The organism is uncultured Tenacibaculum sp. (assembly GCF_947502995.1).
Taxonomy (GTDB): domain Bacteria; phylum Bacteroidota; class Bacteroidia; order Flavobacteriales; family Flavobacteriaceae; genus Polaribacter.
Genome location: NZ_CANNBW010000017.1, coordinates 25,818 through 42,546 on the forward strand (window position 1 = coordinate 25,818; position 16,729 = coordinate 42,546).

The following is a 16,729-nucleotide window of genomic DNA, read 5'->3' on the forward strand; positions in this document are numbered from 1 at the left end:
CTTAATTTACATTAATTCTAACCTGATCTCCTGTTCTGTTATTTGGACCAAGAAAAATAACATTTCTAGTTACTGCATCGTAAGGGAAAAATGCAGAACGACTGAAACTATTATTCATCTTTAGTAAGTACTCTGTTTTTTCAGGGTTAAGCTCTACATCAACACTACCAGCAGGATTAAATAAATAAAAACTACCGTTAGAACGTACACCAATAAAGTCAGTTAAATTTTCACCAGTTATGATTAAATTATCACCAAAGCTGTAGGAATTTTGATTAATAGAGTTAATTTTTGGAGAATTTTCTGCTAAGACGTCTATAACTACATCAGATTTCACAATTAAATCATTTAACTTATAAACGATATTGTAATTATTACTAGTTATTGTGTTTTCTGGTATTTTGGTAGTTACTACATAATTTAAAACTCTTTGATTTTCATAAGTTTCTAATTTATCTACAGATAATTTAGTCTCGTTTACACCGTCATTAAGAAAAATTTCAGCATCTGTAATACTAGGGTTTAAAAAACTTAAGGTAATAAATAATTCACCTCTAGTGAATAGTAATTGAGCACCGGTTCTTGGGCCTATGGCTGTTTGGGCATTAATTTCATAAGCTTTATTTATCTTAACTTCATATTCTGTAGTTTCGCCATTTTCAGCTGTTACTGTATAAATAACAGGATTAGTAAAATCTACAATTTCTCCAGAAGCAGGTGAAATACTTGCATTTTCAGAAATAATAATTTCAGGAGTTAATCTAGAAATATTCAAAGATCCAGTTTCAAAAGAAATTGTTTTCTGATCTTCATCTAATCTAGCTTCAATATTCTCTCCATTTAAACCAACTTTAAAATTTATTATCTTTTTTTCTGTGTTAAAAGGTCTATTTTTAATGTTAACTTGATAACTTTTTTGCTCTCCATTCTCGGCAGTTACTGTGTAATTTACAATTGTTCTGAAGTCTTGAGCTATATTTGGATTAGGAAATATAGTTGCCTTATCTGAAATTTTAATATTTGGTACTAAATTATTTAATTCAGCGCCTACAAGATCTAAGGTAATATTTCCAGTTTGCTGTTCTATATCAGCGGAATAAATTTGATTGTTGATATTTAATTGGAATAGTGTAACTAAGTTTTCAGAACTTAAAATTTTATTATTTACGATTACTACATATTCTCTTTCAATTCCATTTTCAGCAGTAACAGTATATCTAATGTTGTTGTTGAAATTTTGTGGTGTATTAATTTGTGGGCTAATACTAGCACCATCGGAAATTTTAATTTTTGGAATTAATGATGTTATGTCTGCATCAGTTAAATTAAAAGTTATAGAATTGTTTTCATTATTAATATCTCCAGATATTAAATTTCCATTTATTTCTAAATGGAAAAGAGTAATGAAATTTTCAGTTCTTAAAGGTTCATCATCTGAGCAGTTGAATAATAAAAACAACGAAAAAATAAATATTATTTTTTTCATGGAACAATTTATATTTTGAGTTAAACAATTTTCAACGCAAAATTACAACTATTTCATTACTCTTGATGTGTTTTATTCAATAATTTCAACAGTCATAGGGATGTCTGAAAGAGGCCATTCATCACTACCGACTTTTACTTGAGCTATTTTGTTTATAGTAGAATACCCAGAAATTAACTGACCAAAAACAGTAAATTCATCATCTAAATGGTGAGCACCTTTTTTATTTTGTACGATATAAAAGTTAAAAGGACTTGATAGTTTATTTGGATTGTCTTCAATACTTCTAGCTGCTGCTAAAGCACCATAACGATGTCTTCTTTTTTTTCTGAATTCTGGTCTTAATCTATAATGTTGATACTTTTTCCTGAATTTCGCAGTAGCAGTTGTTTCAGAATCTCCACCTTGTACCACCCAATTTTTTGCAACTCTATAAAAAACAGTGGTATCGAAATATTTGATTTTTGTTAAAAAAATAAAATTCGCTCTATGTATTGGAGTATCATTAAAGAGCCTAAGTTTTATATTACCAAAACTAGTTTTAATTAAAACTTTAGTTTCTTTATTTTCTTTACCATATTGTTTGAAAAATTCTTGAGCATTTTTCTTATTCAATGTATCCCAACTAGGTCTAATCTCTTTTTCTTTCTTTTTGATCTTTATTTCTTTCTTAATTGGTTCAACAACTTTAATTTCTTTTTTCGGTTTTGTTTCTTTCGCTTTTTTCTTTGTTTGATTACAATTGAAAAGGATAAAACAGGTAAATAGCAAGAATATAAATTGTAAAAACTTCATTAGAATTAATTTTTAGGTGTGTAAATATAATCGATGTTCACATAAGAATGATTTATTCGTGGTTTTTTTATGAGACCTAGTAATTCATTACATTTGTAATGTATGACAGAAAATGTAATTTTAGTAGATGAGCTTGATAATGAAGTTGGGTTAATGCCTAAGATGGAAGCTCATGAAAAAGCAGTACTTCATCGAGCTTTTTCAGTCTTTGTTTTTAACGATGATAATGAATTAATGCTTCAACAAAGAGCAAAAGACAAATATCATTCTCCTTTATTATGGACTAATACTTGTTGTTCTCATCAAAGAAAAGGAGAAACAAATATTAGTGCAGGTAAAAGACGTTTGCAAGAAGAAATGGGTTTTTCTTGTGAGTTAGAAGAGGTATTTTCTTTTATTTATAAAGCTCCTTTTGATAATGGTCTTACAGAGCATGAATTAGATCATGTAATGATTGGATACTATAATGGTGAACCAGAAATTAATCCTGAAGAAGTAGAAAGTTTCAAATGGATGTTATTAGATGATGTAAAGATTGATATAGAGAAAAATCCAGACGATTATACGGCTTGGTTTAAAATAATTTTTGAAAAGTCTTACGACAAAATTGCTAATTTTAATAATAAATAAATGCCTAGAGTAACTGTACACAGAAAAGCTCATTTTAATGCGGCTCATAGATTATATAGAAAAGATTGGTCTGATGAGAAAAACTTTGAGGTATTTAATAAATGTAGTAATACCTATTTTCATGGACATAATTATGAACTAATAGTTTCTTTAACAGGAGAAATAGATCAAGAAACTGGTTATGTTTACGACTTAGGAAAATTAAAAGATATTATAAAATCAGAAGTTGAGGAGGCTTTCGATCATAAGAATCTTAATGTTGAGGTAGAAGAGTTTAAAGATTTGAATCCAACTGCAGAAAATATTTCGGTGGTTATTTATAATAAACTACGACCTCATATTTCTGAAGATTTAGATATGGAAATTACACTGTATGAAACTCCTAGAAATTTTGTAACTTACTCAGGAAGTTAATTCTGTGAAAAATGCTCAATCAATTTATTAAGTTTACCCCAATTCTTAAAGAAAAGATATGGGGCGGAAACAAACTAGGTAAACATTTAAACAAAGAATCTGAATCAGAAAGTTTGGGTGAAAGTTGGGAGATCTCCGATGTTAAAGGAGATACTTCTATAGTTTTTAATGGAGATTTAAAAGGAAAAGATTTAAAAGAATTAATAAAAACTTATCAAGGAGATTTAGTTGGAGATAAAGTTTTTAAGCAATTTGGAGAAAAATTCCCTCTATTAATAAAGTTTATAGATGCTAAAACTCCATTAAGCATTCAATTGCATCCAAATGATAAGTTAGCTAAAGAACGCCATGATTCATTTGGTAAGACGGAAATGTGGTATGTTATGCAAGCTGATGAAAAAGCAAACTTAATTGTAGGGTTTCAAAAAGAAAGCAATAAGGAAGAATATTTAAAACATTTAAATAATAAATCACTTCTAGATATCTTAAATGTAGACGAGGTTAAAAAAGGAGATGTTTATTTTATTCCTACAGGTAGAATTCATGCTATTGGGGCTGGAGTTTTATTAGCTGAAATTCAACAAACTTCTGATATTACGTATCGTATTTATGATTGGGATCGTCAAGATTCAGAAGGGAATTACAGAGAACTGCATACAGAATTAGCTTTAGATGCTATTGATTTTACTGCTATTCCAGATTATAGAACTTCTTATAGTGAAGAATTGAATTCTTCATCGGAAATCGTATCATGTCCATATTTTACAACGAATGTTTTACCGATAGAAGGAGAGTTATCCATAAATCATCAAAACAAAGATAGTTTTGTAATATATATGTGCGTATCTGGTAAGGTTAGTTTTGTGTACAAAGATCAAGAAGAAATTTTAATAGCTGGCGAAACATTATTAGTCCCTGCTAAACTTAAAGAATTTAGCCTTAAATCAGTTGAAAAATCTGAGCTTTTAGAGGTATATATAAAATAAAAAGCCCAAAATCTACGTTTTGAGCTTTTTAAACAAACAAACCAAATTAACTTACAAAAGAATTTACTCAAACATAGTCAGATTACTATCAGCGGCAAAACCGACTCCATATTATAAATGTTAAAGTTTTGGTTTTTTAACATTTTTAAAGTGCTATTTTCAGAATATGTAAATATGTATCTTTGACCTATTCTAATGACCATTTTTTATGAAAATTATCGCAATGATTCCTGCTCGATTTAACGCAAGTCGATTCCCTGGAAAACTGATGAAAGACTTAGCAGGTAAGCCTGTTATTTTACGTACTTATGAAAGTGCATTACAAACTAAATTATTCGATGAAGTTTATGTTGTAACTGATTCAGATGTTATTTATGATGTAATTAAGGCCGCAGATGGAAAGGTAATTATGAGTAAAAAAGAACATGATTGTGGTTCTGATAGAATTGCAGAAGCTGTAGAAGATTTAGATGTAGATATTGTGATTAATGTTCAAGGAGATGAACCTTTTATAGATAAAGTTTCACTGAGTAAGTTAATTGAAGTGTTTAAAGGAGATATTAATAAAAAAATTGATTTAGCTTCTTTAAAAGTAAAAATGAATGCTACAGAAGATATAGAAAATCCTAACAATGTAAAAGTAATTACCGATCAGGATGATTTTGCAATTTATTTTTCAAGATCTGTAATTCCTTATCATAGAGATCAAACTTTAAAGGTTAATTATTTCAAACATAAAGGTGTTTATGCATTTAGAAAAAATGCATTGATGGATTTTTATAATACACCAATGACTCCTCTAGAAGCAGCAGAAAAAATTGAAGCAATTCGTTATTTAGAAGTAGGGAAAAAAATAAAAATGATTGAAACTTCAGTAGAATCTATTGGTATAGATACACCTGAGGATTTAGAAAAAGCCAAAAAGTTATTCTAAAAATGTATAGAGATATTAAAGTAATTGCCTTTGATGCCGATGATACCTTATGGGTAAATGAAACCTATTTTAGAGATGCAGAAAATGAATTTGCTGCTCTTTTAAATGATTATGAAACTGAAAATAAAATTCATCAAGAGTTATTTAAAAAGGAAATTGATAATTTAGAATTGTATGGATATGGTGTAAAAGGATTTACGCTGTCTATGATAGAATGTGCTTTAGAATTATCAAACTATCAAATACCTCAGAAAACTTTAGATCGAATCCTTACTATTGGTAAAGAAATGTTAGAAAAACCAATAGAATTATTAGATGGAGTAGAAGAGGTTTTACAGCAATTACAAGGGAAATATAAATTAATTGTAGCAACTAAAGGTGATTTGTTAGATCAGCAACGTAAACTAGAGAAATCTGGAATTTCTAAATATTTTCACCACGTAGAGGTAATGAGTGAAAAAAAGCCTGTTGACTATAAAAAAATGTTACAAAGATTAGATATTAATCCTGCTGATTTATTAATGATAGGAAATTCTTTAAAATCTGATGTCTTGCCTTTAATAGAAATTGGAGCTTCAGCAATTCATATACCTTTTCATACTACTTGGGCGCACGAAACAGTGTCTAAAGAACAAAAATCAACAACGGAATATAAAACATTGTCTAATATCAAAGAAGTTATCGATTTATTATAATGAAGTCATATTTAGATATTGAAACTTGGAATAGGAAAGAGATATATGAACATTTTAGATCTTTAAACGATCCTACTTTTGCAACCGTTGTAAATATTGATGTGACTAATGTTCATAGTATTTGTAAAATAAAACAAAAATCTTTTTTTACTACATATTTACACGAGTGTACTAAAGCGCTTAATTCTGTAGAAAACTTTAAATATAGAATAGAAGAAAACAAAATTACGATTTACGAAAAGTTAGATGCTTCGGCAACAATTTTAAGAGAAGATAAAACTTTTGGTTTTTCATTTATTGAATTTCACGAGGATTATGAAGTTTTTCACAATAACTTTTTAAAAGAGAAAGAACGTATTGTAAATTCGACCAATCTCTTTCCTCCAAAATACTCTCTAGGATGTTACCACTGTTCAGCAATACCTTGGTTTACATTTACAAGTCATAAAGAGCCTGTTTCTGGAGACAAAGACAATAGTGTTCCACAATTATCTTTTGGTAAAGTTTTTAAGTCTAATAATAAATTATTTATGCCTGTAGCAATTAATGTAAATCATGCTTTGGTAGATGGATATCATGTTGGTAAGTTTTTTGAAAATTTTCAGAATGGTTTAGATAAAATCGACTAATTTTGTCAAAAATTTTAATTATGGCAAGCGTTAAAAATTTAAAGAAAGATATCAATTATACTCTAGGAGATATTATTGAAGAATGTTATTTATGGGAGTTAGAAAACCCTGGAGCTGATACTGCTACATCTCAAGGAATAATTGACGAAGCTATTACTGCTTTTGATGAATTATTAGATAAGGTTAATGCTAAAGATGTAGAAAATAAAAGATCTCACTTTAAAAGCATAAGTTCTGAATTAGAACAAAAAGCAAAAGCTTTAGTTGATAAAGTAAATGCTTTATAAGAAAAAACACTTATTAATTAGGTAATTAGCTCTATTTCTTTAAGAAATGGAGCTTTTTTTTGGTAGTATTTTAACAAAATGCTTTTTATTTTTTTGTATATTTAAAATGTAATAATTCAAATTCCCTTAACTTATGCCTAGAGCAATGTTCGAATATACCAAAGTGGTATTGCAAAAAGTGAGTTTTAATACAGAGCTTTTTTGCAAAGAATTAGAAAAAGCAATGAAACGATTATTACCTTATGAAGTAGACGAATTAGTAATTTGGGTAAAGCAGTATACTGCGAATAGACCAGAACTTTATGTTTGCATGGGAGTAATTGATAATAAATAAAAAAAGAAGCTTTAAAGCTTCTTTTTTAGTTTATATAAAGATATATTCAATTATTGATTTCTCCTGTTTCTTCCTCTTCTTTCCTTAAAACGTTTAATCATAGTTTTATTAAAACGATGTTCTAAGATTTCTAATTGAAGAACTTTCTTCGCTGATAAGAAATTTAAAAGATCATTGTGAAAAGAAGCTTTTATTTCTTCGTGAGAAGCTTTAATTTTATGGAATAAATTCAAATATCGTTTAGCTTCTTCTTCGGTAATATTCTCAAGTCCTCCAGCAGATTTTATTTTATTTCTGATCTCTTCTTTCTCTTGTTTAAAAAGCTTATGTTTTGCTTTGTCAAACTTATTATACAAAGGCCAAAATTTTTCAGCTTCTTTTTCAGAGAGATCTAAATTTTCAGTTATAAAAGCTATTTTTTTAGCTTTTATTATCCTTGATTTGTCTGGTCTTTGAGCAAAAGTTGCTAAAGAGACAAAAATTAATAATATAAAAAGTATTGTTTTTTTCATTTTCTAAAATTTCATTTACTGTATTTCATCTAGTAAAGATGAATTGTCAATATTATCTAAATAATCTTCTATACTATTATCATCAGAAGCGTAAGATAAATCATTTTCAGAAAAATCTTGATCATCAAATAATAAAGCAAGCTCATCAGTTGTTACATCACTGTTTTCAAACCACTCATCTATAGTGATATTAGTTTCTTCGGTTGTAGTTGGAATATTTATAAATTGAAAGGTAATAAACAAGACAACTGAAGCTGCAGCTGCAAAAGAAGTGAACTTTACCATTCTCTTTCTAAGAGAAATAACTTTTGGTTCACTTGTTTTAGTTTCGTCATTAATTTTATTTAAAATTTGATCTTCTAAACTGTCAAAATAATGTTCTGGAGTTTCAAAACCACATTTTTCAGGTAAATCTTCTACAATTAATTTACTCATTAGATCATTTTCCAAATTGTTAAAGTAATTGTCTGGCATATTAAAGCCAGGTTGTTTACCTAATTTTTGGTTTAAAAAATCTTCGTTATGTTGTTTATTATCGTTCATTTCTATTAGTTAGACCTTAGAAATAGGAAAAGGTTTAATTATAATTCTTAATAAATTCTTCAATCTTTTTTACTGCATGAAAATAAGATGCTTTTAAAGCTCCAACAGAAGTATCTAAAACATCTGAAATTTCTTGATATTTTAAATCATCAAAATATTTCATGTTAAAAACTAACTGTTGTTTTTGAGGAAGTGTTGCTATAGCTTTTTGTAAGATAATTTGTATTTCATCACCTGAGAACCAGTCATCGCTTTTTAAATTAGAAACAATTTGTTGTTTATAGTCAGAAATGTCCACATTATTTTGCTTGGCTCTCTTATTTAAAAATGTAATAGCTTCATTGGTTGCGATTCTATACATCCAAGAATACAACTTACTATCTCCTTTAAAATTATCAATACTTTTAAAAATTTTTATAAAAGTATTTTGTAATACATCATCAGTATCGTCGTGCGATATGACTATTTTTCGAATATGCCAATACAAACGCTCTTTGTATTGCGATATTAAATTACGAAAAGCAGCTTCTTTTGTCGCTACGTTTTGTAATTGCGATACTAATGTAATTTCGTCAGTCAAATGAATTGGTTTTTCACTATGACTTTAAAATTAGTAAAAGGTTTAATTAAAAAAAAGAATTATTTTCTTCGTGAGTAACCAAATAAACGTTTTTCTTCGATCATTTCAGCGATTCCAGATGGTAACAATTCTTGCCAACCATCTTGTCCTTCTTGAATCATTTTTAAAACTTCTCTAGAGAAAATAGATAATATTTCAGGATCAAATTCTTCTATATCTACAAGTCTACCATTAATTTTAAAGAATTTATATAATTCCTTAATTCTAGGATGAACTTTTAAATTTGCTGAAGTAATGTATTCATTGGTTTCTTTGTCTTTATATGGATAAAGATATATTTTTAGATCTTTATAGAATAACTTTCCAAAAGCTTCTAAAATACCACCACTTACATTACGATAATATTTCTCATCGAAGATTTGAACTAAGTTATTTACTCCCATGGCAAGTGCCATTCTTTCTTTTGTGAATTCGCTAAAATATTCTACTAATCTGTAGTATTCCTGATAATTTGTAATCATTACATTCTGACCTAACGAACATAATAATTCAGCACGATCTAAGAAATCACGCTCATTAATTTCTCCTTCAGCTCTTAAATTACTTAAAGTGATTTCAAAAATAATCTGAGTCTTCTCGGGATTTACTTTTTTCTCATTTAAGAATTGAACTTTAGACTTTTCGTACATATCCATATTAACTTTAGTTACAGGTCTAAAGCTTCCACGTAATGCAAGAATGTTCTTTTTGTATAACACTTGAGCAGGTAATAAGTTATTACCATCTGGCCCAAACATTACAGCGTTAGTCATTCCGTTTTTAACTAACTGTAAACTCATTAAACGGTTATCAACATACATAAAACGAGGACCAGAAAAGTTAATCATATCTATTTCTAGTTTGTCTTTATCTATATTGTCGTAAAAAGATTTTAAAAGTTCTTTAGGATTATCATTTAAATAAAAAGCTCCGTAAATTAAGTTTACACCTAAAGTACCAAGTGTTTCTTGTTGTAATCTAGCCTCTGTTTCTTTAAAACGTAAGTGTAAAACAATCTCATTGTAATCTTCTAAAGGATCTAACTGAAAACGAATTCCGACCCAACCGTGTCCTTTAAATTTTTTAGCAAAATCAATTGTAGTAACAGTATTTGCGTAGCTGAAGAATAATTTTTCTGGATGTTTTTTACGATCTAAACGATCTTCAATTAAATTAATTTCATGTCTAAGCATTTTCTTTAATCGAGATTCCGTTACATAACGTCTATCATCTTCAATTCCATAAATTGCATCAGAAAAATCTTTATCGTAAGCACTCATTGCTTTTGCGATTGTTCCTGAAGCTCCACCAGCTCTAAAAAAGTTTCTAGCAGTTTCTTGTCCAGCACCTATTTCAGCAAAGGTTCCATAGATATTAGCATTTAAGTTAATTCTAAGCGCCTTCATTTTAGATGTTGGGACACTGCTTATTTTTTGATCCCCTTTTAAGATAATAGCCATTTTAGTTGTTTTTGTTTACGTGGACAAATGTACTGAAAATAGAAAGTATCAGTCAATTTTTATCTTATTTTTGTGGTAACAATGAATAATAAAAAGAAATTAAAAGTAACGTTTTTAGGAACAGGTACATCAACTGGTGTTCCTATGATAGCAAGTAAGAATCCGGTACGATTTTCAGAAGACGAAAGAGATAAAAGATTAAGAGCTTCAATTGTCTTTTCTTGGGAAGATAATAATGAAGAGATTAATTATATTATCGATTGTGGACCAGATTTCCGTCAGCAAATGATTAAAGCAAATATTGAATCAATAAAAGGTATTTTATTTACTCATGAGCATGCAGATCATATTGCGGGTTTTGATGAAATAAGACCATATTATTATCAAATGGGGCCAGTCCCAATTTACAGTGATAGCAGAGTTTTAAAATCACTTGAAAAACGTTATGAGTATATTTTTACGACAGAGAATAGATATCCTTCAGCTCCTGAAGTTAAACCTACTATCATTTCAGAAAAAGATCAGTTTCAATTTCATGGAGTAGAAGTAAAGCCGATAAAAGTAATGCATGGAGATTTACCAATTTTAGGATATCGCTTTGGTAATATTGCTTATTTAACAGATGTGAAAACTATTCCTGTTGAGGAAAAGGAAAAGTTAAAAGATTTAGATATTTTAATAACAACTGCTTTACGTTTAGAGCCTCATAAGACTCATGCTACTTTAAATGAAGCTCTAGAGTTAGTAGAAGAATTAAAGCCTAAAAAGGCATATTTTAGTCATATCAGTGAGTTGTTGGGGTTTCATGCAGATATAGAAAAGGACTTACCTGAAAATGTTTTTTTAGCTTACGATGGTTTAGAAATAACTAGTTGCGATTAATTTTTGAATCAAAATACATTTTAAGTTACTACAAATATTTGTTTTCAAACTACGGAAATTAATTTCATAATTTTTTTGAGTAAAAGTGCTTCTACTTTTGAAGTGTAAATTATTAATCAATTTAAATTATGAAAAAAGTATTTTTAACTATTGCAATGTTAACATTTGGTTTTGCAATTAGTGCTCAAAATTCAAATGAAAAGAAAACTAATACCCAAACTGAAAAAGGTAAATTTATTATTGAAGCTAATACAGGTTCTAATACTACAGGAAATACCGGGTTTTATTTAAGATCTACTGATGGTAATACATCTTTTGCAGTTGGTTTAGATGGAGGTTACTTTTTTATGGACAATTTTGCAGTTAAAACAGGATTAGGATATAATGATGGAAATGAAGCTTTTGTTTATAAAATAGGAGCAGAGTATTACATAGAAGGACAGTTTCCTGTGGGGATAGATTTTACAGGAACTTCGTTTTCTGGGGGAAGTGAAAACTGGATTGGAGTTCAAGGAGGTTATGCTTATTTTATAGGAGATAAAGTGAGTATTAAACCTACAGTTCGTTATAATATTGGTTTAGATGACGGGCAAAAAGGAGTTTTCCAAGGTTTAATTGGTTTTGCTCTTTATTTATAAAACGAATATTTATATCTGAAAATAAAAGTCAGGGGAATTTCTCTGGCTTTTTATTCTCAGATTTCATTTATTAGTTACTTAACTGAAATTAACTTTGTTCTAGATATCGAATCATGACCATTTTGTCCGCATAAAAAAGATAAAATATCGAAAGGATTTAAACGAAGTACAGATCTCCAAAAAATTCTTAAAGAAGAAGGTTTCTTATTATTTAACCCGATAACTTTTGTTTTGGTAATTAATTTACCCAAAGTTTGCCCATTATTAAAAGACTCTAAAAAGAAATAATACGAGATGTAAACGACCAAATAGAGAAACTGAGTAGGGTAAAAGAATATACTGAAAAATATAGTAATACATATAATTACCATATAATCAATTGTATGATTAATTATTCTTGCTCCTTTATTAATATCGCTCATAGTTCTTTTGCAAATCTAAACAAAGTTTAATTTAGATGATGATATAAAACAAAAAAACCATCAATAAATTGACGGCTTTTAAAAATGATATATTTTGATATTAATTATCTTCCAAAGAGAAATTAATTGGGAATCCGTACTTTACAGAAACTGGCTTACCATCTTTAGTAGCTGGAGTAAATTTTGGTAAATTAGAAACCACACGAACAGCTTCATCATTTAATATTTTACCTCCTTTAGGCCCTAAAGTCTTAATGTTAGTAACATTTCCATTTTTGTCAATAATAAAACGTACCCAAACTTCTCCTTCTTGCTTATTTAATAAAGCTTCATTAGGATAAACGAAATATTCTTGGATATGTTTAATCATTTCAGTGTTAAAACAATCTAATTGATCTCCATCATTGTTACAGTTTGGGAAAGCAGGAATTGCATCTACTGTAGCAAATTTTTGAGCTTTTCTTAATTCTTCTCTCGATAAGCTGTTTTTTAGAGCAGCTATATTAGTTTTTATTTTAAGAGATTTAAGATTGTTGGTACCTTGAACTGTAGATATACCAGAACTATTTAACGTATTAGCTTCTGATGCTGCATTCTTTTTACGTCTCTTTAAAAAACGTTTTTTTGAAGCAGATACTCTTACACTAATTTGTCTAGTTTTTTTATCTTTCTTATTAGTTGTTTGTTTAACTGTACATTTAGTAATACTGTTTAAATCTTCAACTAAATTTTCCTCTGTGTCGCATGTTTCTTTCTGAGACCACACTAAGGTAGTCACCATTAGAAAAGATAAGTATACTATTTTTTTCATAAGTTGGGGATTAATAATTTACACACATTTATGACCCATTTATATCCCGTAAGTCACATTCATAACGAGTTAGACTTGTAAATGTTTCATAACTTACATCAAATTAAAGAAAAATATAAGTTAAAAAATGTTAAACATCGATAAACGGTTGAAATTTAACTGTTATTGGTAATTTTCAATAGTTTATCGGCGCTAAAAAAAGGAGTAGTTTTACCTGAGTTTAATTGAAGAATTTCTTTTTTTAATTGATCATTAACCTCAGGATTTTCATAGAAACGTCTTTTTAATTCTTGTTCTATTGTTGAAAAAAGCCAGTGTTTATTTTGATTATTTCTTCTTTTATTAAAATAACCAGTTTTTTTAGCTGAATCGATATAAGAAAGTATCATTTGATAAATAGCATCTATACCAGAATTTTTAAGAGCACTTGCAGTTAATACTTTTGGTTGCCAACCATTTTCTTTTGGAGGATATAAATGCAAAGCTCTGTTAAATTCAACTTTAGCAATTTTAGCATTTTTTACATTATCGCCATCAGCTTTATTAATAACAATAGCATCTGCCATTTCTATAATTCCTCTTTTAATTCCTTGTAATTCATCACCTGCGCCAGATAGTTTCAGTAACAAGAAAAAATCAACCATAGAATGTACAGCAGTTTCACTCTGCCCAACGCCAACAGTTTCAATAATAATTGTATCAAAACCTGCAGCTTCACATAAAATTATACTTTCTCTAGTTTTTTGTGCAACACCACCAAGTGAAGTTCCAGAAGGAGAAGGACGAATAAAAGCATTTTTATCAACCACAAGTTGTTCCATTCTGGTTTTATCACCTAAAATACTTCCTTTATTAATTGAACTACTCGGGTCTACAGCTAAAACAGCTACTTTTTTGCCTATTGAAGTTAAATGTTTACCAAAACTTTCAATAAAAGTACTTTTTCCAACACCAGGAACTCCAGTAATACCAATGCGAACAGATGTATTGGCATGAGGTAAACACGCATTTAAAATTTCATTTGCTTTTTGTTGATGTCTTTTATTAGTACTTTCAATTAAAGTAATAGCTCTACTTAAAAATGTAATATCACCTTGAAGGATTTTTGCTACAAATTCTTGAGTATTTATTTTTTTTCTTCTGTTTAATTTTATTTTTTCAGCAGAAGTTTTGCTTGTAGTTTCAGGTTGTGAAACTCCATCTTTTTCCGATAAATTTGATTTTGAATTAGTTGCCATAAATCAAGGTGTGCATCATTCTATTTGTAAATTTAGAAATAAAAAATTATCCAAAATGCAACGCGCTAAAAAATGTGTCGTCTTTAAGACAAGAAATCAATAAATGAAATCAACTAAACAATTTCATCAAAAATTAATCCGTGCTTGTCAGAAGCGCGATAAAAAAGCACAGTTACAACTTTATAAGAGTTATAGTAAAGCTATGTTTTTGGTTGCGTATAGGTATGTAAATGATCAATTCTTGGCTGAAGATATTATGCAAGAAGCTTTTATAAAAGCATTTAAATATATAGGTAATTATAAAGGAGAAGTAAGTTTTGGTGCTTGGTTAAAAAAAATAGTAATCAATCAAAGTATCGATGAACTTAAGAAGAAAAAATTGGTTATGGTTTCTATAAATTCTGGAATATACAGAGAGTTAGAAGATGAAAATGATTGGGAAGTAGATAATTCGATAACATCAGAAATGATAATTGAAGCAATAAATAAACAAAAAGATAAATACAGATTGGTACTCACCTTATACTTGCTAGAAGGTTACGACCATAAAGAAATCTCAGAAATTTTAGGAATTACAGAAGTAACTTCTAGAACACATTTAATGAGAGGAAAAAAGTTAATAAAAGAACATTTAAAATTAACAAACTATGCCGAAGGATATTAGAAACTTAGTAAAAGACTTTCAGGAAGAAAATATTGAGTTATCTCAAAATCATGAAGGAAAGTTTTTAAATAAATTGGAAGAAGCATTTCCAGAGGAAAAGAAATCATATCGATGGTTGTATGCAGTTGCATCTATAGTTGTTTTACTAGGTTTAGGAATTAAATTTTATCCTGGTTTAGTAAAAGATCAACCAAAAGAAAATGAAGTATTAGAACAAGTAAGCTTAGGAGAAATTTCTCCTGAAATGAAAAAAATAGAAGATTATTATTTAACAGCTATAAATTATGAAATAGCTAGTTTAAATGTTACTCCAGATAATAAGGCCTTATTGGATGAGTATTTTGAGAAGATTAGTAAACTAGATACAGATTATAAGAGGTTAAATCAGAAGTTAAAAACGGATGGTATTACCAATGAAATAATCAATTCTTTAATCACCAATCTTCAATTACGTTTACAACTTTTAATTCATTTGAAAGATCAATTAAGTGATCTTCAATCTAAAGAAAATAAAAATGAAAATATCACTATATAAAATAACAGCAGCAGTATTCACACTAAGTACATTTCTTGTATTTAGTCAGAAAAAAGACAATAATTTTAAAGAAGAATTTAAAGTAAAGTCTGATGTAGTTATTGATATCAATACAAGACATTCGGATATTCAAATAGAAACCTGGAACAAAAATAAAGTAGTAGTAGAAGCTTTTATGATGGTGGAAGGTGAAGAGGTGACTGAAGAAATGAAAGATCACTTTTATGAGAAGTGGGATTTTGATGTTCATGGTAACAGTAAGAAAATAACAGTTAAATCAAGAACTAATCCTAGCTTTAATTTTCACTCATTCAATTTTGATGATCCAGACTATAGTTTTATCGTTAACGATTTATCAGATTATTCAATTGGTAGCTTAGATGTTTTAGATTCAATAGATTTTATAATGCCTCCTTTGCCACCAGAACCACCAATGATTTCAGGAGTTATTGCGCCTCCAGCACCACCGATGCCACCTTTTACGACATTTAAAATGTATACAGAATTTGATTTTGAGGAATATAAAAAAGATAAGAATTATTTAAAACGTTGGAAAGAAGAAAATAAAGAAGCGCTTGGGGAAAATGCTAAAGTGAAAATAGGAGACAAATCTATTTCTATAACGACAGACGATTCTAACATTACAATGTCTGGCTCAATAAATGGAGATCAAGATTTAATGATTTTTCTTAAAGATAGAGAAGAAAATAAAAAAGAACGAGAAAAGAAAATGAAAGCTTATCAGAAAGAGTGGAAAGAAAAGTCAAAAAAATTAATAGAAAAAGCTCAAAAACAATTAAAGAAAAATCAAGAAAAATTAGAAAAACAACTTAAAAAAATAGAAAAGCAAAAGAAGGAGCGCAAGAAAATTCAAATGGTTTTAAAAGATAGAAGTAAATTAAAAATTAAAAGATTAATTGTAATAAGAGCTCCAAAGAATGCAAAATTCAATATGAATGTGAAATATGGAGAATTGAGCTTCGGAAATGATTAAAACATAGATTACTGTATATTTATATTTCAAGGTTAATGATCTAACAATCATTAACCTTTTTTATTTCTTTAGAAGAAATAAAGAATATGGTTTTAAGTGATATAATATTTCAATAGCTCACTAGAATTATTGTTGACAATGTTTAATTTTAAACATTGTGTATCCCTTGTAAATACTCAAAATATCTTAAAATTACTTTTTTAAAAAAATTATGATTTCAC

22 protein-coding genes are annotated in these 16,729 nt (G+C 28.4%); 13 read left to right on the plus strand and 9 right to left on the minus strand.

Translation table 11 applies throughout. The features are described from left to right. Position 1: 1 nt before the first annotated feature. Positions 2–1,486, minus strand: a complete 1,485-nt coding sequence (locus Q1A46_RS14630) for a DUF5018 domain-containing protein (RefSeq protein ID WP_299680248.1) — start codon at positions 1,484–1,486, stop codon at positions 2–4. 72 nt (positions 1,487–1,558) lie between these two features. Then, positions 1,559–2,281 (minus strand): peptidylprolyl isomerase, encoded by a 723-nt coding sequence (locus tag Q1A46_RS14635; RefSeq protein WP_299680251.1) that lies wholly within the window; start codon positions 2,279–2,281, stop codon positions 1,559–1,561. A gap of 102 nt (positions 2,282–2,383) precedes the next feature. Between Q1A46_RS14635 and idi the strand changes: the two genes are divergently transcribed. The 8 genes from idi (at position 2,384) to Q1A46_RS14675 (ending at position 7,190) form a co-directional block, all read left to right on the plus strand. Then, complete coding sequence (gene idi, locus Q1A46_RS14640; RefSeq protein ID WP_299680254.1) at positions 2,384–2,911, plus strand: isopentenyl-diphosphate Delta-isomerase; 528 nt, start codon at positions 2,384–2,386, stop codon at positions 2,909–2,911. Further along, positions 2,912–3,325: a 6-carboxytetrahydropterin synthase gene (locus Q1A46_RS14645; RefSeq protein ID WP_299680257.1), complete on the plus strand. Its 414-nt coding sequence runs from the start codon at positions 2,912–2,914 to the stop codon at positions 3,323–3,325. It abuts the gene before it with no gap. A gap of 11 nt (positions 3,326–3,336) precedes the next feature. Next, positions 3,337–4,311 (plus strand): type I phosphomannose isomerase catalytic subunit, encoded by a 975-nt coding sequence (locus tag Q1A46_RS14650; RefSeq protein ID WP_299680260.1) that lies wholly within the window; start codon positions 3,337–3,339, stop codon positions 4,309–4,311. A 208-nt stretch (positions 4,312–4,519) separates the two neighbouring features. Continuing rightward, positions 4,520–5,245: a 3-deoxy-manno-octulosonate cytidylyltransferase gene (gene kdsB / locus Q1A46_RS14655; RefSeq protein ID WP_299680263.1), complete on the plus strand. Its 726-nt coding sequence runs from the start codon at positions 4,520–4,522 to the stop codon at positions 5,243–5,245. A gap of 2 nt (positions 5,246–5,247) precedes the next feature. Beyond that, positions 5,248–5,940 (plus strand): HAD family hydrolase, encoded by a 693-nt coding sequence (locus Q1A46_RS14660; RefSeq protein ID WP_299680265.1) that lies wholly within the window; start codon positions 5,248–5,250, stop codon positions 5,938–5,940. Next, positions 5,940–6,569 (plus strand): CatA-like O-acetyltransferase, encoded by a 630-nt coding sequence (locus Q1A46_RS14665; protein WP_299680267.1) that lies wholly within the window; start codon positions 5,940–5,942, stop codon positions 6,567–6,569. Before Q1A46_RS14660 ends, Q1A46_RS14665 begins: the two co-directional genes overlap by 1 nt. A gap of 20 nt (positions 6,570–6,589) precedes the next feature. Then, positions 6,590–6,856: a hypothetical protein gene (locus tag Q1A46_RS14670; protein ID WP_095070874.1), complete on the plus strand. Its 267-nt coding sequence runs from the start codon at positions 6,590–6,592 to the stop codon at positions 6,854–6,856. A gap of 133 nt (positions 6,857–6,989) precedes the next feature. Then, complete coding sequence (locus tag Q1A46_RS14675; protein WP_299680272.1) at positions 6,990–7,190, plus strand: hypothetical protein; 201 nt, start codon at positions 6,990–6,992, stop codon at positions 7,188–7,190. A gap of 50 nt (positions 7,191–7,240) precedes the next feature. Here the strand turns inward: Q1A46_RS14675 and Q1A46_RS14680 are convergent, their stop codons facing one another. From Q1A46_RS14680 to Q1A46_RS14695, 4 genes are read right to left on the minus strand one after another with little or no spacing between them, the layout of a single operon-like run. Then, a complete protein-coding gene (locus Q1A46_RS14680) occupies positions 7,241–7,702 on the minus strand; it encodes a hypothetical protein (RefSeq protein WP_299680275.1) in 462 nt (153 codons plus the stop codon). 15 nt (positions 7,703–7,717) lie between these two features. Beyond that, positions 7,718–8,245, minus strand: a complete 528-nt coding sequence (locus Q1A46_RS14685) for a hypothetical protein (protein WP_299680278.1) — start codon at positions 8,243–8,245, stop codon at positions 7,718–7,720. Positions 8,246–8,279: 34 nt separating this feature from the next. Continuing rightward, the gene (locus tag Q1A46_RS14690; protein WP_299680281.1) at positions 8,280–8,825 is read right to left on the minus strand and encodes an RNA polymerase sigma factor; all 546 of its coding nucleotides are present in this window, start codon (positions 8,823–8,825) and stop codon (positions 8,280–8,282) included. 59 nt (positions 8,826–8,884) lie between these two features. After that, positions 8,885–10,324: a TonB-dependent receptor gene (locus Q1A46_RS14695; RefSeq protein ID WP_299680284.1), complete on the minus strand. Its 1,440-nt coding sequence runs from the start codon at positions 10,322–10,324 to the stop codon at positions 8,885–8,887. An 81-nt stretch (positions 10,325–10,405) separates the two neighbouring features. Here Q1A46_RS14695 and Q1A46_RS14700 point away from each other — a divergent pair, with 81 nt between their 5' ends. Together Q1A46_RS14700 and Q1A46_RS14705 are read left to right on the plus strand one after the other, a co-directional pair. Continuing rightward, positions 10,406–11,206 carry an MBL fold metallo-hydrolase gene (locus Q1A46_RS14700; RefSeq protein ID WP_299680287.1) on the plus strand — a complete coding sequence of 267 codons (801 nt, stop codon included), beginning with the start codon at positions 10,406–10,408 and terminating at the stop codon, positions 11,204–11,206. A 128-nt stretch (positions 11,207–11,334) separates the two neighbouring features. After that, entirely contained in the window at positions 11,335–11,844 is a 510-nt protein-coding gene (locus Q1A46_RS14705) for a hypothetical protein (RefSeq protein WP_299680291.1), read from the plus strand. 74 nt (positions 11,845–11,918) lie between these two features. Here Q1A46_RS14705 and Q1A46_RS14710 read toward each other — a convergent pair whose 3' ends face one another. From Q1A46_RS14710 to meaB, 3 genes are all read right to left on the minus strand, one after another. Continuing rightward, positions 11,919–12,266, minus strand: coding sequence for an RDD family protein (locus Q1A46_RS14710; RefSeq protein WP_299680294.1), 348 nt, complete (start codon positions 12,264–12,266; stop codon positions 11,919–11,921). 100 nt (positions 12,267–12,366) lie between these two features. Next, entirely contained in the window at positions 12,367–13,077 is a 711-nt protein-coding gene (locus tag Q1A46_RS14715; RefSeq protein WP_299680297.1) for an energy transducer TonB, read from the minus strand. 155 nt (positions 13,078–13,232) lie between these two features. Beyond that, positions 13,233–14,315: a methylmalonyl Co-A mutase-associated GTPase MeaB gene (gene meaB, locus Q1A46_RS14720; RefSeq protein WP_299680300.1), complete on the minus strand. Its 1,083-nt coding sequence runs from the start codon at positions 14,313–14,315 to the stop codon at positions 13,233–13,235. A 103-nt stretch (positions 14,316–14,418) separates the two neighbouring features. Here meaB and Q1A46_RS14725 point away from each other — a divergent pair, with 103 nt between their 5' ends. Genes Q1A46_RS14725 through Q1A46_RS14735 form a run of 3 tightly spaced genes read left to right on the plus strand, consistent with a single transcriptional unit; the run spans position 14,419 to position 16,508 of the window. Then, positions 14,419–14,979, plus strand: a complete 561-nt coding sequence (locus Q1A46_RS14725; RefSeq protein ID WP_299680303.1) for an RNA polymerase sigma factor — start codon at positions 14,419–14,421, stop codon at positions 14,977–14,979. Next, complete coding sequence (locus Q1A46_RS14730; RefSeq protein ID WP_299680304.1) at positions 14,963–15,514, plus strand: hypothetical protein; 552 nt, start codon at positions 14,963–14,965, stop codon at positions 15,512–15,514. Before Q1A46_RS14725 ends, Q1A46_RS14730 begins: the two co-directional genes overlap by 17 nt. Next, the gene (locus Q1A46_RS14735) at positions 15,495–16,508 is read left to right on the plus strand and encodes a hypothetical protein (RefSeq protein WP_299680306.1); all 1,014 of its coding nucleotides are present in this window, start codon (positions 15,495–15,497) and stop codon (positions 16,506–16,508) included. Before Q1A46_RS14730 ends, Q1A46_RS14735 begins: the two co-directional genes overlap by 20 nt. The last annotated feature ends 221 nt before the right edge of the window (positions 16,509–16,729 follow it).